21 protein-coding genes and 1 pseudogene are annotated in these 20,538 nt (G+C 38.8%); 11 read left to right on the top strand and 11 right to left on the bottom strand.

Annotated features, from left to right (window positions below; all coding sequences use genetic code 11):
• Positions 1 to 3 precede the first annotated feature (3 nt).
• The 7 genes from ftsA to F2A31_RS00645 all read right to left on the bottom strand — a co-directional run bounded on the left by ftsA (position 4) and on the right by F2A31_RS00645 (position 7,619).
• Entirely contained in the window at positions 4 to 1,266 is a 1,263-nt protein-coding gene (ftsA, locus tag F2A31_RS00675; protein ID WP_004641555.1) for a cell division protein FtsA, read from the bottom strand.
• Between the two features lie 64 nt (positions 1,267 to 1,330).
• Positions 1,331 to 2,188, bottom strand: coding sequence for a cell division protein FtsQ/DivIB (locus F2A31_RS00670; RefSeq protein WP_150024756.1), 858 nt, complete (start codon positions 2,186 to 2,188; stop codon positions 1,331 to 1,333).
• A 4-nt stretch (positions 2,189 to 2,192) separates the two neighbouring features.
• Positions 2,193 to 3,119 carry a D-alanine--D-alanine ligase gene (locus F2A31_RS00665; RefSeq protein ID WP_150024754.1) on the bottom strand — a complete coding sequence of 309 codons (927 nt, stop codon included), beginning with the start codon at positions 3,117 to 3,119 and terminating at the stop codon, positions 2,193 to 2,195.
• A 39-nt stretch (positions 3,120 to 3,158) separates the two neighbouring features.
• Entirely contained in the window at positions 3,159 to 4,604 is a 1,446-nt protein-coding gene (gene murC / locus F2A31_RS00660) for a UDP-N-acetylmuramate--L-alanine ligase (RefSeq protein ID WP_150024752.1), read from the bottom strand.
• Between the two features lie 13 nt (positions 4,605 to 4,617).
• Entirely contained in the window at positions 4,618 to 5,715 is a 1,098-nt protein-coding gene (gene murG, locus F2A31_RS00655) for an undecaprenyldiphospho-muramoylpentapeptide beta-N-acetylglucosaminyltransferase (protein ID WP_150024750.1), read from the bottom strand.
• A 251-nt stretch (positions 5,716 to 5,966) separates the two neighbouring features.
• The gene (gene gshB, locus F2A31_RS00650) at positions 5,967 to 6,911 is read right to left on the bottom strand and encodes a glutathione synthase (protein WP_150024748.1); all 945 of its coding nucleotides are present in this window, start codon (positions 6,909 to 6,911) and stop codon (positions 5,967 to 5,969) included.
• 225 nt (positions 6,912 to 7,136) lie between these two features.
• Positions 7,137 to 7,619, bottom strand: coding sequence for a glutathione peroxidase (locus F2A31_RS00645; RefSeq protein ID WP_005087200.1), 483 nt, complete (start codon positions 7,617 to 7,619; stop codon positions 7,137 to 7,139).
• A gap of 178 nt (positions 7,620 to 7,797) precedes the next feature.
• On the opposite strand from F2A31_RS00645, the gene F2A31_RS00640 reads away from it, so the two are divergent.
• The 6 genes from F2A31_RS00640 (at position 7,798) to F2A31_RS00615 (ending at position 12,054) form a co-directional block, all read left to right on the top strand.
• Positions 7,798 to 8,250, top strand: coding sequence for a MarR family winged helix-turn-helix transcriptional regulator (locus tag F2A31_RS00640; protein ID WP_150024746.1), 453 nt, complete (start codon positions 7,798 to 7,800; stop codon positions 8,248 to 8,250).
• On the top strand, positions 8,251 to 8,448 hold the full coding sequence (locus F2A31_RS00635; protein WP_150024744.1) for a DUF3565 domain-containing protein: 198 nt from the start codon (positions 8,251 to 8,253) through the stop codon (positions 8,446 to 8,448).
• A 150-nt stretch (positions 8,449 to 8,598) separates the two neighbouring features.
• Positions 8,599 to 9,363 carry an SDR family NAD(P)-dependent oxidoreductase gene (locus tag F2A31_RS00630; RefSeq protein WP_150024742.1) on the top strand — a complete coding sequence of 255 codons (765 nt, stop codon included), beginning with the start codon at positions 8,599 to 8,601 and terminating at the stop codon, positions 9,361 to 9,363.
• Positions 9,363 to 10,367, top strand: a complete 1,005-nt coding sequence (locus tag F2A31_RS00625) for an AraC family transcriptional regulator (protein ID WP_150024740.1) — start codon at positions 9,363 to 9,365, stop codon at positions 10,365 to 10,367. The genes F2A31_RS00630 and F2A31_RS00625 overlap by 1 nt, the downstream gene beginning before the upstream one ends.
• Complete coding sequence (locus F2A31_RS00620) at positions 10,367 to 11,038, top strand: NAD-dependent epimerase/dehydratase family protein (RefSeq protein ID WP_150024738.1); 672 nt, start codon at positions 10,367 to 10,369, stop codon at positions 11,036 to 11,038. Before F2A31_RS00625 ends, F2A31_RS00620 begins: the two co-directional genes overlap by 1 nt.
• A 296-nt stretch (positions 11,039 to 11,334) precedes the next feature.
• Positions 11,335 to 12,054 carry an SDR family oxidoreductase gene (locus F2A31_RS00615; protein WP_150024736.1) on the top strand — a complete coding sequence of 240 codons (720 nt, stop codon included), beginning with the start codon at positions 11,335 to 11,337 and terminating at the stop codon, positions 12,052 to 12,054.
• 3 nt (positions 12,055 to 12,057) lie between these two features.
• Here the strand turns inward: F2A31_RS00615 and F2A31_RS15955 are convergent.
• Positions 12,058 to 12,173: pseudogene (locus F2A31_RS15955) on the bottom strand (GNAT family N-acetyltransferase); the annotation flags it as partial.
• A gap of 106 nt (positions 12,174 to 12,279) precedes the next feature.
• Here F2A31_RS15955 and ddlA point away from each other — a divergent pair.
• Positions 12,280 to 13,389 carry a D-alanine--D-alanine ligase gene (ddlA, locus tag F2A31_RS00605; protein ID WP_150024734.1) on the top strand — a complete coding sequence of 370 codons (1,110 nt, stop codon included), beginning with the start codon at positions 12,280 to 12,282 and terminating at the stop codon, positions 13,387 to 13,389.
• A 72-nt stretch (positions 13,390 to 13,461) separates the two neighbouring features.
• Here ddlA and pyrE read toward each other — a convergent pair whose 3' ends face one another.
• Entirely contained in the window at positions 13,462 to 14,112 is a 651-nt protein-coding gene (gene pyrE / locus F2A31_RS00600) for an orotate phosphoribosyltransferase (RefSeq protein ID WP_150024732.1), read from the bottom strand.
• 41 nt (positions 14,113 to 14,153) lie between these two features.
• Between pyrE and F2A31_RS00595 the strand changes: the two genes are divergently transcribed.
• Together F2A31_RS00595 and F2A31_RS00590 are read left to right on the top strand one after the other, a co-directional pair.
• Positions 14,154 to 14,978 carry an exodeoxyribonuclease III gene (locus F2A31_RS00595; protein ID WP_150024730.1) on the top strand — a complete coding sequence of 275 codons (825 nt, stop codon included), beginning with the start codon at positions 14,154 to 14,156 and terminating at the stop codon, positions 14,976 to 14,978.
• A 435-nt stretch (positions 14,979 to 15,413) separates the two neighbouring features.
• The gene (locus tag F2A31_RS00590; RefSeq protein WP_150024728.1) at positions 15,414 to 15,764 is read left to right on the top strand and encodes an arsenate reductase; all 351 of its coding nucleotides are present in this window, start codon (positions 15,414 to 15,416) and stop codon (positions 15,762 to 15,764) included.
• A gap of 54 nt (positions 15,765 to 15,818) precedes the next feature.
• Here F2A31_RS00590 and F2A31_RS00585 read toward each other — a convergent pair whose 3' ends face one another.
• Positions 15,819 to 16,256 carry a DUF2147 domain-containing protein gene (locus tag F2A31_RS00585; RefSeq protein WP_150024726.1) on the bottom strand — a complete coding sequence of 146 codons (438 nt, stop codon included), beginning with the start codon at positions 16,254 to 16,256 and terminating at the stop codon, positions 15,819 to 15,821.
• A 187-nt stretch (positions 16,257 to 16,443) separates the two neighbouring features.
• Here F2A31_RS00585 and F2A31_RS00580 point away from each other — a divergent pair, with 187 nt between their 5' ends.
• Positions 16,444 to 17,355 (top strand): alpha/beta hydrolase, encoded by a 912-nt coding sequence (locus F2A31_RS00580; protein WP_005087216.1) that lies wholly within the window; start codon positions 16,444 to 16,446, stop codon positions 17,353 to 17,355.
• A 283-nt stretch (positions 17,356 to 17,638) separates the two neighbouring features.
• Positions 17,639 to 18,823: a GGDEF domain-containing protein gene (locus tag F2A31_RS00575; RefSeq protein ID WP_150024724.1), complete on the top strand. Its 1,185-nt coding sequence runs from the start codon at positions 17,639 to 17,641 to the stop codon at positions 18,821 to 18,823.
• Positions 18,824 to 18,864: 41 nt separating this feature from the next.
• Here F2A31_RS00575 and F2A31_RS00570 read toward each other — a convergent pair whose 3' ends face one another.
• A complete protein-coding gene (locus tag F2A31_RS00570; protein WP_150024722.1) occupies positions 18,865 to 20,523 on the bottom strand; it encodes an ATP-binding cassette domain-containing protein in 1,659 nt (552 codons plus the stop codon).
• Positions 20,524 to 20,538: the final 15 nt, after the last annotated feature.

Raw genomic sequence — 20,538 nt, 5'->3', positions numbered from 1 at the left:
GCCCTAGAATATAGCCTTTAATTTGCTATTCAATGCATTCCAGCCATTAGCAACACGTTCGACAAAACTACGCTCGGTCGCTTCTTCTGGCTCTTCAACCACATCTTGCAAATCACTTTGACTAAACATCAATAAACCTGCAGCCGTTGCATACATTGAACGACGCAATGCAGGTAAGTGCTGATCATCAGCATATACCTGTAAAGGTGGATTACCTAAATGTGCAGAAACACCCAACATACGACGTGCCAAATTCACCATTCCTTCAATCTGACATGCATCACCAGTTAATACAACACCATGATACAAACCATGAATCGCACCACTATGCTCTAACTCTTCACGAATCATCGCAAAGATCTCTTCATAACGGGCAATGATAATTTCAGCTAATTCAATGCGGCTGATCGTTTGAGTTCCATCAATTCCCTGCACTTGAATCATATGATCAGGTTTGACAACACTAAGATCCACACAACCATGCAATATTTTAATACGTTCGGCTTCTTCTGTAGTGGTCTGTAAAACCGCAGCAATATCACGTGTTACATTTTCACCACCACGCTGCAAAGTACGCGCTAATGCTAAACGACCATCTAAGTACACTGCAATATTGGTAATACCAGCACCAATATCAACCAAACAAACACCATACTCTTTTTCATCCTTGAGCAGGCTTGCTTCAGCTGTCGCCAAACACGACACCACCATTTTTTCCACCCCGATATTTGCCCCTTTCATGGCACGATCAAGGTTTTGCATGGTACTGATTGGCATCATCATCAACTGATAATGCCCTGTCATGCTATGGGCAGACATATTGACTGGATTCTGCACCCACTCACCTGAATCACCCAATTCAAAACCCAACGGGACTGCACTCGCCAAATAATAATCAGGTGAAACATGACTAGCTTTCGCCAGCTCTAAAGCACGTACCACTTCATTGGTTGTAATAATATGATCGTGGTTTGCCACAGGTGTGCGACCCGAAGCATAAAAACTTTGTAATTCAGTACTTGGAATAGACACCCATGCGCTATGAATACGGCACTCTGCCATATCCTCAGCTTCGGATACCGCATTTTTAATAGCCGCAATGACCTTATCAAGACTGACAATCTTACCTTTCACCATACCACGGTTACGAGCAGACGCCATGCCAATCACTTGAATCTTATCGGGCGCATGGATTTTACCAATTAAAACTGTGACCTTATGAGTCCCAATATCAATCGTAACAACTGAGGGAACAGTTTCACTCATTACTTCAATACCATATCTTTGTTGTTTAGTACGGGCAAACTGCCTGTTGTTTTCAAGCCACGTATTATGGCTTTGCCTGAATTCCACCTGCAAGGCTTGTGTCATCAATCGTTACAACAAACTGACCATTAACGATCTTAGGCGGTGTTGCATTTCTCCACTGGATTGCCAGTCCATTTCGATAACGCAAGTCAATCGCTGAGATCTTCGGCCATACAGGTTTAAGATCCGTTTGTGCCAAATGGCTTAAGCGTTGTAACTTATTCATGGTTTGATCTTGATCAACGATAATACGTAAACCCGAATCAAACTGCATAAACCATGTCATACGCTCAGTTAAATACAACTCTTTCAGACGTAAATTTGCAGGCTGAAACAGCTGATTAATTTCATTATAACGACGCATCATCATTTTGGATTGGCTGATGGGCCCATGTAAAAGTGGTAAATTAGGATGTGCTTTTGGCACAGCCTCACTAAATACCTCACCATTGTCACTCAGCAAACGCCCTGTTCCCCAACGCGCAATCGGATGGCGCGGCATAACCCGCACCCGAATTGCATTTGGCCAAGCTCGTGACACCACCACACGGTCAACCCAAGATACGCTTAATGCATGATCTCGAATTTGCTCTAAATCCGAAGTGAAATAATTATCTTTAATCACTGGACTCAACTGTTGAACCAGCTGTTGATTTTCTTGTTCTGAATTTGTACCAACAACCTGCAATTCTGCCACAGTCGCATCAGTCATTACTTTATACAGACCATAGACACCCAATGCCAACACTGCAAATGCAACGACCAGCAACACCCAACCACCCGCATTGACCATTTTTTGTTTTGGTGTCGGTGGTTTCTCATGAATTGAGCTGATTGCTGGCCGTTGCTTACGGCGCATAGATGCAGGAAGTTGAGCCATAAAACTAAACCGATGCCGCCAAAGTTTGCTCTAAAATCGCAACACAGAGCGCATCAAAACTATAACCAACTGCTTGTGCAGCTTTTGGTACAAGTGAATGGCTGGTCATACCTGGTACAGTATTTACTTCTAACAACCAAAAATTACCTTGCTCATCCTGCATTGCATCAATACGCCCCCAACCTTCAGCACCAACAGCTTGGAAAGCACGCAAGCAAAGGGCTTGCAATGTCTTTTCTTCTGACTCGCTCAATCCACATGGAATACCATATTCCACATCATTGCGTTGGTATTTTGCTTCATAGTCATAAAATGCGACATCAGCAGGTGGTTGTAGGCGAATCACAGGCAAAGGCTGACCATTTAAAAATGAAATGGTAAATTCACGTCCTGTAATCCATTTTTCGGCCATCACCACCGCATCATGTGCTGTGGCTTTCGCAATTGCTGCTGCAAAGTCTTCGGTTTTCTCAACTTTACTCATCCCAACACTAGAGCCTTCATGTACAGGCTTAATAATGACTGGCAAACCAAGATCAGCAATCACTGCATCTAAATCAGTGTCTTTCGTAATGATACGATATGGCGCTGTTGGTAAATCACTACCCTGCCAAATTTGCTTGGTTTTGACTTTATCCATCCCAATCGCTGAACCTTGTACGCCAGTGCCTGTGTACGGAATATTCAGCCATTCAAGCACACCTTGAATCTGACCATCTTCTCCGCCACGACCATGCAACACAATAAAAGCGCGATCATAAGCAACCAGCTCAGTCACACTACGCTCTTGAGGGTCAAATGCCTCAGCTTGTACACCCGAACGCAACAATGCCTCTAGCACAGCCTGACCACTGTCTAATGACACAGCTCGCTCAGCTGACTTCCCACCCAATAACACAGCAACTTTGCCGAATTTTGCAGCATTTGACACGTTTATATCCTTAAAACTTTTAATATTCACAAAACAAAATTATTCGGCATACAGACGATGCTGAGCCAATTCTACCGAAATTGCACCAACGTTACCTGCGCCTTGTGTTAATAACAGGTCATTGCCTTGTAACACTTTTTGTAAAACACTCGGTAAATTTCCATCAACAGGATCAACCAAAATTGGTTCAACCTCACCACGCAAACGTATACTACGTGCCAATGCCCGACTATCTGCCCCAACAATCGGTTTTTCACCTGCCGAATAAACCTCTAATAATAACAACTGGTCTACTTGTGACAACACTTCCACAAAGTCATCAAAACAATCGCGTGTACGACTATAACGATGTGGCTGGAACAACATCACCAAACGACGATCTGGATGACTGGCACGTGCTGCTTTAATCGTCGCCTCAACTTCTTTTGGATGATGTCCATAATCATCAACCAACTTCACGAGGCCATCACCCACTTCAAACTCACCCTGAACTTGGAAACGACGCCCAACACCACTGAATCCTGCTAATGCGCGGCAGATTGCATCATCAGAAACACCTTCATCGGTTGCTACACCAATTGCAGCAAGTGCATTTAATACATTGTGTAAACCGGGTTGATTCACAGTAACACGTAATGGCTCACGATCTTTGCGTAAAACAGTGAAATGTGAACGCATTCCATCCTGTTCAACGTCGATTGCACGAATATCGTTGTCTTCATCAAAACCATACGTTATGACTGGACGGCCTACTCGCGGTAAAATTTCACGAATATTGGCATCATCACCACAAACAACAGCCAAACCATAGAACGGCAAATTATGAAGAAATTGAATAAAAGTATCTTTTAACTTATCAAAACTACCTTCATAGGTATCCATGTGATCCGCATCAATATTGGTCACGATCGCTGCCATTGGCTGTAAATACAAGAATGATGCATCTGACTCATCCGCCTCAGCCACAATGATACGGCTATCACCCAGCGCTGCATTGACACCGGTGCTATTCAACAATCCACCAATCACATAGGTTGGATCTAGATTGCCTTCAGCCAACATGGTAGTCAACAAGCTGGTAGTTGTCGTTTTACCATGCGTGCCCGCCACTGCGATCCCGTGACGATAACGCATGAGCTCACCCAACATTTCAGCACGGCGCACGATCGGAGTACGCTGTTCAATCGCAGCTTTTACTTCAGGATTCTCAGGATCAATCGCAGTCGATACCACCAGTACGTCAGCATGTTTAATATTGTCCGCAGCGTGACCGATATAAACTTTAATATTATTCGCTTCAAGCTGTGTCGTGGTTTTTGAAGCCTTAATATCTGAACCAGACACTTTATAGCCTTGGTTACTTAATACTTCGGCAATACCACACATCCCCGCACCACCAATACCAACAAAGTGGATATGTTTAATACGGCGCATTTCTGGCACTTTAATCAGCTTTTTGGCTTGGTTTGGACTTGTTGGAGACATAAATAAACTCGAATTACAATTTTTGAATCAGATCAACCACATGCTGCGTTGCATTTGGTTGCGCCTGTTGACGTGCTTTGATTGCCATTTCAGAAAGTAGCTGGCGGTTAAGTAGATGCCCAAACAACTCATCCAAAGCCGCTGGTGTCATCTCCGCTTGCTGGCAAATCTTGGCAGCCCCCACATTTGCTAAAAATTTTGCGTTTGCTGTTTGGTGATCATCGACCGCGATTGGTAAAGGAACAAAAACTGCTGCAAGTCCTGCAGTCGCCACCTCTGTGACTGTTAAGGCTCCTGCACGACAAATAATCAAATCCGCCTCACTATACGCTTTAGCCATATCATGAATAAATGGCTCAACCGTAACATTTAGACCTTCAGGTGCATCCTGATAACGTGCACGTGTTGCTTCTTGTTGGTTTTGACCACATTGATGGAACACATTCAATGCTACATCGACCTTTTTTAAGGCTTCAGGCAATCGCTCATTCAGCGCTTGCGCTCCCAGCGATCCCCCAACAATCAAGATATTCAGTGCTTGTTGTTCTTGCTCACGGGTTTGGTATCGCCATGAGGGATTTAAAATTGCAGTGATCTCAGCACGTACAGGATTTCCCGTGGTCACTACTTTATCACTGGTCGGGAAAGTATTTGGAAAAGCCTGACACACGGTTTTAGCAATACGTGCTAACTGAGTATTGGTAAAACCTGCAATCGCATTTTGCTCATGAATTAAAATAGGAATACCCAAGATACGTGCAGCTAACCCACCAGGACCTGCAACATAACCACCAAAACCAGCAACCGCATCAATGTTGAGTTGCTTCATGTAGCGCATCGCGCTGAATGTTGCTTTTAAAATTTTAAACGGTGCGCTGAGCTTACGCAGTAAGCCATTACCACGCACACCTTGAATATCAATTTGATAAATAGGAATATTTTGATCTTTGAGTAACCGATTTTCCATACCCGCAGGCGTTGCTAACCACGAGACTTGACAGCCTTCTTGTTGAAGTTGTTTGGCAACAGCAAGTGCAGGAAAAACATGTCCGCCAGTACCTGCAGCCATCATCAAGACATGTTTAGGTTTGTTGTGTGGTGAATTGGTCACGGTCTAATTCTTCAACTCAAAAAAGAAGGTTATCATCTATTGTTTTCGGGCGTTATTTTAATCCTAAAATTTCATTCACGAAAAGCGAATTTCACTTGTTTACAACAGAAAGCTCAGCTTTTTTCAATTCTTTGCTAAAAACACGATGATGTCTACATTGAATTGCCTATTTAGTACCAAGTTCGGTAAAAATTCACATGGGCAATTCGGTCAAAAATATAGGGGCTATTGACATTTCAGCCCCTTATTTTTTAGTTTGTACGACCTGCTTCAAGCACAGCAAAAAGATCATCCGCAATCGAAGTACCATATTGCGCATCAATTTCACGAATACAAGTTGGGCTAGTCACATTAATTTCAGTGACATAATTACCAATGACATCTAAGCCCACAAAAACCAAACCTTTTTCACGCAAGAAAGGACCGACTTTTGCTGCAATCATTTTGTCATTCTCACTCAATGGTCGTGCTTGCCCTAAACCACCTGCAGCTAAATTACCACGCACTTCACCATTTTGCGGAATACGTGCCAAACAATAAGGCACTGGCTCACCATTGACCATCAAGATACGCTTATCCCCTTCAACAATTTCAGGAATATAACGTTGTGCCATGATTGGGCGTGTACCCAATTCAGTCAACATTTCTAAAGTCGAACCGATATTCACACCATCTTGATACAAACGGAAAATTCCCATCCCCCCCATACCATCAAGTGGCTTTACGATCACATCACCATGCTCAGTAATAAACTCGCGAATTAAGCTTTGCTGTGACGTCACTAGAGTTGGTACTTGTAACTCTGGAAATTGGGTCGCAAATAGCTTTTCATTACAATCCCGCAGCGATTGTGGTTTGTTAATAATCCACACGCCTTCACGCTCAGCTTGTTCCAAGATATAAGTGGTATAGACAAAATTCATGTCAAACGGTGGGTCTTTGCGCATCAATATCACATCATAGTCAGCCAATGACTCTTTGCGCTGCTCACCCAACTCATAATAATGGTTATAATCTTCAAAGACTTTAAGCGGTGAAATCAAACCGAAAGCTTTACCTTGGTCGATATATAAATCGTGTTGTAATGCATAACCCAACTCATGACCACGACGGCTAGCCGCCCATAACATGGCCATCGTTGAATCTTTCTTGAGATTCACCGTTTCTATTGGGTCCATCACGACAAGTACACGCATAATCTGACGCTCGTATTTTTAAATCTTGGCAAAAAGTATATCGAAGTTTACAGCCAATCGTGCAACAAGTTGTGTAATTGTTAAATCTAAAAAACTCTAATTGATTCAGCTAACTACATCAGGTTTATTTTAAAGAAGTTTTTTTATCTTTCATTATAAATAAAAAATTACTGGCAAATGAGCACATCACCAGTAATTCGTACAGCATTCGATTTCAGATTCAAATTAAGCCAAAAGCTTTTGAATATCTTTGCCAATTTTTTCGGGCTTGGTGGTTGGAGAATAACGCTTGATCACTTTACCGTTTTGGTTAATCAAAAATTTGGTGAAATTCCATTTGATGCTTTCACTCCCTAAAATGCCTTTGGCTTCTGAAGTCAAATATTTATATAGTGGATGGGCATTTGTACCATTTACATCAATTTTGGCAAACATGGGAAATGACACGCCATAGTTACGCTGACAAAAACTGCCAATCTCTTCATTACTTGATGGGTCTTGGTTAGCAAATTGGTTACATGGGAAGCCCAAAATCACTAAACCTTGCTGTTGATAATCTTGATATAGCTTTTCAAGTCCCTCAAATTGTGGGGTTAAGCCACACTGACTTGCAGTGTTCACCACCAATAACACTTTGCCTTGATAGTCTGCAAGGTTCTTTTGCTCGCCTTCTAACAATTCTGCCTGAAAATCATAAATTGTGGTCATACAACATCTCGCTCTGATTCAATCAATCTTATTTACCTAATCGCTGTTTGCATTTGTTCAGCTATGGATATTAATATTGCACACAATTATCTTGTGTGCAAGTTAATTATGCGCAATATACTTTTATGCATTTTCAAACTATACTGTCACTTAGCAAAACGATGTTGAGGAGCGAAGCATGACCGAAATTTCTTACTTGGATAATCAAGTGTGTTTTGCGATGTACTCCGCGACCAATGCGATGATTCGTCAATATCGTCCCTTGCTTCAGGAATACGACCTGACCTACCCGCAGTTTATTGTGCTGCTGGCTTTATACGAAAAAGACAATGTGACTTTGTCTGAAATCGGTCAAAAGACCTTTTTTGATTCAGGAACGCTCACGCCGATTATTAAAAAACTAGAAGAAAAGCAATTTTTAAAGCGCCTTGCCGTTAAAGAAGATGAGCGTATGAAAAAGGTGGTTTTGCTTGAGAAAGCACTCGCTGCAAAAAGTAAAATCAGTACGATTCCATTGAAACTCGCCTGCTCTTTAGGTATGGATCCGAATGATCTACTGGCGATTCATAATCTATGCCATCGTTTTTTAAAGGGTTTGGAACACTCTAAACTTGAAAGTTTGAGTGAATAAATGCAGCAAGCCATTGTTGGTTTTCATCTAGACGACGAAGGACATTGGGTTGCTGATCTCGCCTGTGGTCACACGCAGCATGTCCGCCATGATCCACCGTGGCAAAATCGCCCTTGGGTGTTAACCGAACAAGGGCGTAAGGAAAAGTTAGGTATGATGTTGGAATGCAAGAAGTGTGAGGATATACAATTCGCATAAGCACCATTATGTTAAATTGAGTGAATATGATCATTCTAAACTTATTTCATAATTGGCGTGATTTACCATATTGATGGCGTAATTCGATTTATATATAAAATAAAAAGCTTCTAATATTGATTTATAAATAATCAACATGAAGAGTTTCTAATGGAAAATAAAACTGCACTGATCACAGGTGGAGCATCGGGTATTGGTAAAGCAACCGCAATAAAACTGGTGTCACAAGGAACTACAGTTATTATTTCTGGTCGACGTGAAGAAATAGGATTAAAAGCAGTTGAAGAGATAAAAGGCTTCGCAAAAAATAATGCTCAGGTACGATTCATTCGTAATGATGTATCAAATGAAGATGATGTCAAAAGTATGATAGATCAAATTGTGCTTGAGTTTGGACGTTTAGATATGGCTGTCAATAATGCTGGTATTTCTAATGAGACCTCAACCATCAATTTATCAGATACGAACCTGTATAAAGAAATGATTAATACTAATATTTTAGGCGTTTATTTCTCAATGAAGTATGAAATCATTCAAATGCTTAAACAAGGTCATGGATCTATTGTAAATCTTGCTTCTATTGCTGGTTTAAATGGTATTCCATGGGCAGATACATATGCTTCGACTAAACATGCAGTTGTGGGCCTAACTAAGTCTTCAGCAGTTGATCATGCTTCCCAGGGTATCCGTATTAATGGTGTAGCACCAGGAGCTGTTAAAACAGATATTATTGCGAAGCAATTGGATGGCGGTGATGCAAATTATAATGAAGCAAACATCAGCGCAATGCACCCTATGAATCGTTTAGGAAAACCAGAAGAAATTGCGAATGGTATTGCTTGGCTACTTTCGGATGAAGCCAGCTTTGTTACGGGACATATTCTAAGTGTAGATGGCGGATTCCAAGCAAAGTGATGTATGAGAAGATAAAATTACCAGCAGCATTTTGGTTAGCAGTAGAGCGGCTTAGTTTAAGCCGTTTTATGTTAATTAAAGAAGCAGATCTACCCTTAAATGTTGCACGTTGTGATGCACGGATAACAACCCTACAGTTTTTTAAACTGTGGCAAGCCTTAGAAAATTCTAGGGGTAAGCATGTTGGTATTGAATTTCTTCAAGTATTGGATAGAGGAAACTTACCACCGTCTTTTTTAGTGGCATATCATGCAAAAAATTTACGTGATGCAATCAGGCGTGTTTCACGATTTAAGACCTTATGTACACCTGAAGAATTATTGCTAACAGAAGATAAAGACTTACTTTGTATCACTATTAAATGGCCTACTGAACAACTTAAACCACCTCGTGCACTTATCGATGCCACAATAGCTTCTTTGATTTATTTGGCTAGAGAAGGCACTCAGCAATTGATTCAACCTGCCAAATTAGATTTAAATCGTGATACTGCTGATGTTTTTACAGGATTTATTAACTGCCCGATACACTGTAACTCAAGTGAGAATAGAGTGTATTTTTATCAAAAAGATTTAGATCTTAGTTTCCCTAGCTATAACGATGAATTATTAAAGATTCTAGATGTTGCGTTGGAAGTAAGTTTGAATCAACAGAGTGCAGGTTTAACAGTTTCTGAGCAAGTTAAATGGCTATTGCGAAGATCTTTAACTGCGGGACGCCCTGAACTAAGAAGTGTTGCAAAAGAGTTGTCTATTAGTCAGCGATCATTGCAAAGATATTTAAAGAATGAAGGCGCAAGTTTCCAAGCATTACTTTCTGAAACTAGAAACCAGCTCGCTTGTGAGTATTTATTGGATTCAAGCCTAGATATTGCTGAGATTTCTTATTTACTTGGATATGAAGAGCAAGGATCATTTTTTCGTGCATTTCAGGAGTGGGAAAACTCAACACCTACAAAATGGCGGGAAGTTCATCTTAACGAAGCATTGAAAGTGAGAAAATAATGAAAATTGTCATCTTTGGTGCCAGTGGCATGGTGGGAGAAGGTGTTTTAAAAGAAAGTTTATTAGCATCCGATGTAACTCATATCACGGTGATAGCACGTAAAAAATTGGATCGTATAGATGCCAAATTAGATCAGATCATAATTCATGATCTATATAAAACTGAATATTTACAATCTATTCAAAATTACGATGCCTGTTTTTTTTGTATAGGCCAGTCTGTAACGAGACTAACTGAAGAAGAATATCAACACGTTACATATGAACTAACAACTAGAATTGCACAGGCATTGGTGACTCATAACCCTGATATGACGTTTATCTATGTTTCGGGTAGTGGTACAGATAGTAGTGAAAGCGGTAAGACGATGTGGGCACGCATCAAAGGAACAACTGAGAATGCGTTACTGAAGATGGATTTTAAAGCGGTCTATCTTTTTCGACCTGCAATTATTCAGCCTCTAGATGGTATTCAATCTAAAACGAAAAGCTATCGCTTGTTTTATAGAATTATGAAGCCATTTTTCCCTATATTTAAGTTTGTTGTACCAAATTCAATTTTAACAACCCAAAGTATTGGTATTGCTATGTTAAATGCTGTGCGTCGAGGTTATTCAACTAATATTTTAGAAGTTAAAGATATTGTTAAATTATCAAATAATGTGGAATAGAAATTATGTAATTTATCTAAAATTAACATAATACGCCTTATGCGAAATACTTAAATTTTTCCTTTTCTCATCAATGCCTTACCTCAATCCGCCCTAGGATTCAGCACACTTGAACGGATTTTTTGTGATTTTTCACGTTCCACGCTTAGTTTTCAATCATTATTTCCAATAATCGATTAGTTAAACTAAATACGAAACTCTCACATATTTTGCCTAATAGCTAAATTTAGTCCTTGACCTCAAGCTAAGTTGAGCTTTTATAGTTGCCTTTTAATCCTAAATACTTGGGAAGAGTGATGAGCGATTCGAATAAAACATTTCTCATATATGGTGTTAGTAAAGGTTTAGGAAAAGCGATCGTTCAAGCTGTACCAAAACCAACAGATACCATCTATGGCGTATCCCGAACTCAACCGCAAAAAATTCCAAATTTAAACTGGATCTGTACTGATCTATCCAAATCTGAACAAGCTGTAAGTGACGTAAAAACAGCAATTGGACAGCAAAAAGTTGATGTGCTGATTTACAACGTAGGCATTTGGGAACAACAGGCATTTAGCGAAAATTATAATTTTGCAGACGTTTCTGCCGCTGAAATCAACCAAATTATTAATACCAATATCATCACCTGTATCCAATCCATTCAATCATTACTTGAAAATCTAAAGCGCTCTGACAATGCCAAAATCATTCTGATCGGTTCAACGTGGGGTGTTGATAATCATAACGGTAAAGAACTTGTTTTCTCCGCAACTAAATTTGCATTAAGGGGCATTGCACAATCACTACGAGAAATCTTACGTGAACACTTGATTGGGGTCAGTGTACTGAACTTGGGCTACCTTGCCAGTGAATATGAGATTGATGAACCAACGCAAGACGTTTTAGAAGAAACTAAATTCTCTCTTATTCCATTATCCGATGTGATTCAGGCGATTCACTTTATTATTTCAACCAGTAAGGCAAGTTGTGTCAAAGAAATCTTGATGCCTGCGATGCTGGATAAGAATGTTTAGTTTTTATGAATACACTAAATGGCCCTCATAAGATGAGCCAACACATTCAAAACCCATTTGTCGGTAGAGTTCTATGCAGGGTCATTATCTGCATCGACAATTAGATGTAAATACTCTCCTCTTTAGCTAAGCGTACAAATTTTAATAATGATGTTACATCATTAAAAGGTAAATTAGGGTTTGGTTTTAAATCGAAACTATATAAATACCCAAGGAAATATAGATATGCAAAAGAAAAATATTGGCATTATATTTGGAGGAAAATCTACCGAGCATGAAGTATCTCTTCAATCTGCAAGAAATATTGTTGATGCTATAGATCCAGAAAAATATGATGTGACATTAATCGGTATTGATAAAAATGGAATATGGCATCTCAATGAAAGTACTCATTTTTTATTAAATTCAGATAACCCATCTCTAATTGCATTGCATCAATCAGGGCGAAATATTGCGTTTATCCCCGGTAAAAATGAAAAACAGATTATTGAGTTTCAAAACAAAACTCTATCACAATTGGATGTAATTTTTCCTATCGTTCACGGAACACTTGGCGAAGATGGTTCTCTGCAAGGATTATTAAGAATGGTGAACCTACCATTTGTTGGTTCTCAAGTACTCAGTTCCGCCATTTGTATGGATAAAGATATAACAAAAAGGCTTTTAAGAGATGCGGGGTTAAATATCACACCGTTTATCAAATTAACGAAAAAAGATAGAAACAAAATAAATTTTGATATTGCAAGCTCTCAGCTTGGCTGTCCCTTATTTGTAAAACCTGCTAATCAAGGATCTTCAGTAGGTGTGAGTAAAGTAACTTCTCAAGATGAGTTTGAAACGGCCATAGATACGGCATTCAATTACGACAATAAAATACTGATTGAACAAGGAATTGATGGCAGGGAAATAGAGTGCGCCGTTATCGGTAACGATGAACCTTCAGCAAGTGTTTGTGGAGAAATTGAACTTGAAGATAGTTTCTATTCTTACAACACAAAATATATTAATGATAAAGGTGCAACAGTAACGATACCTGCAAATGTACCCGATGAAATCAGCCAAAAAATTAGAAATATTTCAATCAAAGCTTATGAGGTTTTGGAATGCACTGGGCTCGCAAGGGTTGATGTTTTTTTAACAAAAGATGGGGAGGTTTTTATTAATGAAATAAATACTTTACCAGGCTTTACCAATATCAGTATGTTTCCAAAGCTATGGGAAGCGAGCGGGCTAAATTATTCTGACCTCATTACGCGTTTAATAGAATTAGCAATTGAACATCATGAAAATAGCGCTCAACTACAAAATACAGTCTCTTTAAATAAGATAGGATAAGTATATTGTTCCCGTTCAAAACCAAGTAACAAAAAAGGAAGCCTTCGCTTCCTTTTCTCTTACACCTAAAACTTAGATGCCATATTTTTCACGATACGTCTGCATATTTGCCAAAGCTTCTTTCTCACCTTTTGCATCCAAATAATCCATCAAATCTTTCATTGTGATTAAAGCATGCACAGGGATTTCGAGTTCTTTTTGCACTTCCTGAATCGCAGAAAGCTCACCTTGACCACGTTCCTGACGATCTAGCGCCACTAATACCCCTGCAATCGTCGCACCCGCATTTTTCAAGATGCTCACAACTTCACGAATCGCAGTCCCCGCAGTGATCACGTCATCAATAATCCAAACTTTTTGACCAGCAACCGATGCACCAACCAATACACCACCTTCACCATGATCTTTGGCTTCTTTACGGTTAAAGCCCCAAGGTACACTCTTGCCATGTACTTGAGACAATGCCACTGCTGTTGCTGCAACAAAAGGAATACCTTTGTACGCTGGACCAAAAATCACTTCAACATTGTCGCACTGTACCAATTTATCCGCATAGCCTTGTGCTAAAAGAGAGAGTGCTTCACCATCATTGAGCAAACCTGCGTTAAAGAAATAAGGACTGACACGACCTGATTTTAAGGTAAACTCACCAAATTTAAGCACACCACGTGATAATGCGAGTTCGATAAAAGCTTGCGGATGAAATGACACAGGCGTTGTCATATAAGGTGCTCCAAATTCTTCAATTGAGGTTAAACAGACGTATGATACCAAAGGATAGCTATCCAAGTGATGTAAAAATTCTTCGAGTCGTTTCAATTAACGTGAATGGACTGCGTGCATCCGTAACCAAAGGACTCTTGGAATGGTTAGAGCAGTCCGATGCGGATGTGGTCTGTATGCAAGAAAGCCGTATCACTCATGAACAATGGACTGATAAATTTAGACCAGAAGGTTGGTACACACACCTATTCCCTGCTGAACGTGCTGGTTATGCAGGTACAGCCATCTATAGCCGTCTACCATTTGTTTCAGTCACCAATGGTTTAGGTTTTGAACTGGCAGACTCTCAAGGTCGTTTTATTACCGCTGAATTTGATTTAGGGCTGTCACATCCTGTTCATATTGCTTCTCTATACTTACCTTCAGGATCAAGTGGTGATGAAGCCCAAGCACGTAAAGATATATTTCTCGAAGAATACGCAAAAATACTAAAACAATGGCGTGACGAGAATAAATCAATCATCGTGTGTGGTGACTACAATATCGTACACAAGCGTATTGATATTAAAAACTGGTCAGGCAACCAGAAGTCATCAGGCGTGTTACCGCATGAACGTGCATGGCTGGATCATATTTATGATGAATTGGGTTATGTTGATACCTTCCGTGAAGTTCGACCTGAAGCAGAGTTGTACTCATGGTGGTCAAATCGTGGTCAAGCACGCGCAAAAAATGTCGGTTGGCGTATCGACTACCATGCATGCTCTCCAGATTGGAAAGCACGTACCGCAAATGCATGGGTCTATAGAGAACAATGGTTTAGCGACCATGCGCCTGTGATTATCGACTATAAAATACACGAATAAGTGAACACTTGTTCACTTTGACCGCTTCTTTAGCTTACGTATCATGTCGTTTTTTGTGTATTTTTATTTAGTACCTGTGACGGCATTATAGCACCACGGCACAGGGAAGCGGTCAGGATGACCACAAAGGGATAGGACGCCGTAGGAAGAAAAAATAAACTTAGTTTAAGTTTATTTGCAAGGATGAGACATTGGACGTTGAAATGAGACCCGCATGATCAGGATGATTAAATGCGGGTTTTCTCTTTTTTGGGTATTTCATTTTACTCACGTTCCTTCACCCCTACATTTAACTCAATAGACCAATCTATTTACGCATTTCATTCGCTGTTAATACCTTATATCGATCAACTTGATAAAAAAATTCAACTGGCAAATCACATCGATTTTCAGTTAGGCTGTGATGAGATGATTCACTTTTTTGATGGTTTGAACATGTTTAAAATTTACGGTATTAAAAATTGTAATTCGATGAAAAAAGCGTTTGATGCACTACAAGCGAAGGGAATTGATTACCAGTTTCATGATTATAAAAAACAAGGTATCGATGCCGAAACTTTAGAAATTTGGTTAAAAGAAATCGGTGCAGATAAAGTCCTCAATAAAAAAGGTACCACATGGCGCAAATTAAGTGCTGAAGAACAAGCTCATGCAAGCAGTAGCGAACAAAACCTAATTGCAACATTGATCGCATCTCCAAGCTTGATTAAACGCCCTGTATTACAGACACCTCAAGGTTTTATCATTGGCTTTGATGAAACAACGTATCAAAACTTATCTAGTTGATCGAATAAAAAAAACCGAGTCTTATAGACTCGGTTTTTTTAACTGAGCTTGGATTTAGTTCGTACGAACCCAAGTTTGATTACGACCAAGCGCTGCAACGCCGATATAGCCACGTAATTTCAGCTTTTGACCGCCATCAGTAAGTTCAGCTTTTAGTTTATAGGTCTTACCATTTTTTGGATCAACGATAGAACCGCCATCATAATTCACGCCACCTACATTTTTAAGGTTGCGTACAATAGTTACACCATTCAATGATTTGTTATGAAATGGACCTTCACATTTTGTACAAACACTTTCCTGACCAGGAACTAAATATTTCTGAATCGATGCAGATAATGAACCATCCTTTTGTTCAGTGAACTTGACGATCGCCTTTGGTTGCTTGGTTTCATCATCAATCGTTTGCCACACGCTACCGTGTAATGCATCTGCCGCATTGGCAAATGCTGTCAAACTAAACAATCCTAGTGCTAAAGCAATTTTCTTCATTTTTGTAATATCCTTAATGGGTCTTTTAAGACTAAGAGTATTGAAAACTTCCATCAATATTGCAATTCTTGATTGTGACTATTAGGTACAACCTGAATAGGTGAGAAACACCTCACAGATCGCCATTGAACAGGTTTCAATCAAATGCTCTCTTAGTTGTATACTGCTCTAACAATATGGAAAAATTATGAAATTTGGTACTGTTTGGAAATATTATTTTACTGAATCCCTACTCAAGGCGACCATTCGCACACCGAGTCAATTCAATTTAGCCCCAAATGCTTTACGCCCGCTATTAGACCAACTGTGTCGTTTATTTCCCCAGAATCCAAATGCACGCATTCGCCCCCTACGCCTAGCGGGTGTACGTGGAGAAGAAATTAAGACCAAAGCAACCGCTACTCAGTTAATTTTCCATATCCATGGTGGCGCTTTTTTCTTAGGCAGTCTCAATACACATCGGGCATTGATGACCGATATCGCTGACAGTACACAAATGCAAGTCATCCATATTGATTATCCTTTAGCACCGGAACATCCGTTTCCTGAAGCAATTGATGCGATTTTTGATGTTTATCAAGCATTACTCGTCCAAGGGATTAAACCCAAAGACATTATTATTTCGGGTGATTCTTGTGGGGCGAATCTTGCACTAGCACTGTGCTTACGTTTAAAACAACAACCTGAGCTAATGCCAAGTGGCTTGATTTTAATGTCTCCTTATTTGGATTTAACCCTCACCAGTGAGTCGCTACGCTTTAATCAAAAACACGATGCATTACTGTCGATAGAAGCCTTACAAGCAGGAATTAATCATTATTTGACCGCAGATATTCAAGCTGATGATCCTCGTGTCTCTCCTTTATTTGATGATTTAACAGGCTTACCTCCAACATTGGTTCAAGTCGGATCTAAAGAGATTTTATTAGATGATTCCAAGCGTTTCCGCGAAAAAGCAGAGCAAGCGGATGTTAAAGTGATTTTCAAACTCTATACGGGCATGTGGCATAATTTTCAAATGTTCAACGCTTGGTTTCCGGAAGCAAAACAAGCATTGGCAGATATTGCAACGTTTGCACAACGGATTGATCGCGACTGAGTCTTTTTCATTTCATGTAAAAAAATGGTCAGTTATCACTGGCCATTGTCATACCTAATTTATTATTGTCATCGTAAAATTAAGTTAATTGATTATTTAGATAATAGTCTATTTTTCAAAGAATTTTCCTCGTTGTAATTTGCAATCAAAGCTAAGAAGCAGACTTTCTTCTCATTCCAAAGATGCTATTGTTAGTTCTATACGCATTTGATCAACATTTTTATGTCAAATTTATCTTTATAAAGTTTCTTAGGAATCTCATTGCATAAAAGGATGCATGCCAATGACGAAGATTCATTTTAAGAGGACGGCGAATCGAGAGAAATGGAGTTTCTCTCAGCTTTGGGAACATGAACCACTGATCAACTGGAACATGTTAAAGAAGTCGATTCTATTGCTGATCCTTGCTGCATTTATGACCCTTTTTGGAATCGTTTGGGATGTCTTGGTATTACTCAATCCCATGACATGGCAATGGGTCAATTTACCTTTGGTTTGGTCTAAACTTTGGACCAATCTGATTATGTTTTTTGTTTTTTTAGGTCTAATTGTTCCCTGTTACCTTTTTAAAAATCGTGTTTGGGCATCGGAAGTTATTCCTATTTTAAGTGTGCAACTTTTTACTGTGTTACTGTGCCACACTAGCTATTTAATCGGAAGTTTCAGCCCTGCTACGATGGTGGCTTATGTGAGTGTCGTCGCTGTCGGTTTAGTCTTGTTTAATCGAAAAATGATTTACTGTGCGCTTATTCCTGCAACAATTGCATTATTATTCTGCAATATTTTAAGCGCATATGATGTACTTCAGTATGCTCCATTATTCAATCCAAAAATTCTGAATCAAGCGGAAATGCACCCTTTTTGGGTGGGAAGCATGTTGTTCTTCCTCTCACCTATTTTAATCGCTTGTTTATTCTTATTTGAAATCTTACTTACACAATGGCGTACTCGTGAAACCGCGATTCAAGCACTGAGTCGTCTCGACCCTCTGACTAATATCATGAATCGACGTAGTATTAGTAACCATTTGGAGAAACTAAATAAACAGCCAAATTCATTTTATTCGGTGGTGCTACTTGATCTAGATCATTTTAAAAATATTAATGATGAATTTGGTCATAGCATGGGTGATCAAGTTTTGGTGCATGTGGCAAAGTGCCTTTCTAACAATGTCCGTGACCAGGATCTGATTGGTCGCTTTGGTGGAGAGGAGTTCATCTTATTATTACCCAATACCACAGCAATCCAAGCCAAGAATGTCGCTGAACGCTGTCGATTAGCGATTGCCGACATGTGTTTTATTGCTGAGGATCAACAACAATTTTCTGTCAGTGCGAGTTTTGGAATTAGTAGCTCACTCAATGCGAATGAACCACACTTAGTTGTCAGTCAGGCTGATCAAGCACTTTATGCCGTGAAAGCTTCAGGACGAAATAATATTCAGATTTTTGGAGATTTAACGATGTGATTACTCCTATCAACAACTGGAGCACTAAAAGCCAATCAAGATTATGATGATTCACATCTAAATAGCTGCTCAACATTAATAATCTCATCAGCAAGATCAACACATTCCTGAGAGTGCGTAATCACGATTAAGGTCTCTATTTCGTTCTTTAGATAGCTTAAGACTTTAATACTCGTACTCAAATCCAATGCTGAGGTTGGCTCATCTAAAATTAAAACCTTAGGTTTTTTGAGAACTGCACGTAATATATTTAAACGTTGCTTTTCACCGCCTGAAAAAACCTTCAAGTATTCGTTGATATCATCATCCAATGTGAGCTTTTTATCTAATAAAAAATGTTGAAGATCAAAAACATTCAGTAAATATATTAATTGATCATCGCTATAATTATACTCAGTATTATAAATTAAATTTTCTCGTAATGACCCTGTAAAAATAGAGTAATTCTGTCCGACAAAAGCAACTTCATCAAAAATTTTAGTAGAGTACTCTTTAGTAATTTCAATATCTTTATAAAAAAGTTTCCCAATCTTTAGTTTGTAAGCACCTAACATATAGTTAATTAAAGTTGACTTACCTGACCCTGTTTTACCAACAATTGCATACATCTTTTTTTTATATAAATCTAAATTCACTTCAGGGCTCAATTTTCCAGCTATTTCTAATCCTGCATTTTTGAATGAAAATAACAAATCTTGATCATGATAGCTTTCACTATTTAACTGATCTTTTTCAAGATTAAAATAACTATAGAATTTTTCTAAAGCTACAGTGTTTCCAGCAAGTAAGTTGATTTGTTGAGAAATCATAAGTGATGGTGTGGTGAGCATCATAATATAAGAACTAATCATCACCATATCACCAGTCGTCATTTTTCCGATAGCAAATAACTTAGTAGATACAAGTAAAAATCCAAGCATAAATAAAAAGATAAAAGATATTTGAAAGATCATTAAGCAAGCAATCTTGAAATGACTATTGAAGCTTTGCTCAACAAAGGTATTTACATTTCTTTTGAAATTACTTACCTCAAAATTAGCAGCATCATTCACTTTTATCTCGTAAGCATTATTGATCTTTTCAAGAAATTTACTATTAAGAATATTTTTTATAGAGTACAAAGGCTCATAATATCTTTTACTTTTTTTGTTTATTAATACTGATATTAAAAAGAGTAAAAATGAAGCAAAAATAAAACCAAGTGAAAAATAGACACTAATATTTATACTCAGAATGTATGTAATAAAAAACAATTGTAAAATAACTGGTAAAAATACCAGCAAAAATGCAAAGGTTATCATTGAAAAGGCATTGCTTGCTCGCACTGCCTCGGCATTAAAAATACCAACATCAATTTTATCTTGTTTGGTCTTTGTGAGCTTAAGATAGTTATCTAAGCTAGCAATCAATACTGTTGTTTCTTGTTTCGCAGCAATTAAACCACTTAAAGCATTTTTTATCCAATCGATTGTCTGGGATAGTAACCAAGCACAACAATACGAAATCACTAAAATATAGATGTAGTTAATATTCTCATTTTTATGCGTATTATCAACAATAAGTTTAATAAAATAAGGAAGAATCGTAGTAATTAAACTTGTAAACACCACTAAAATTGTAAGTAAAACTAAATGTTTTCTCTCATTCTTATAAAATTTATTGGAAACACGCCACATTTCTTTATAGGCTTGTAAAAACACTGAGTGCATTCTCCT

Source organism: Acinetobacter suaedae (assembly GCF_008630915.1).
GTDB lineage: Bacteria > Pseudomonadota > Gammaproteobacteria > Pseudomonadales > Moraxellaceae > Acinetobacter > Acinetobacter suaedae.
Note: the sequence above shows the minus strand (reverse complement) of the source record. Positions and strands in the feature narration are given on the sequence as shown.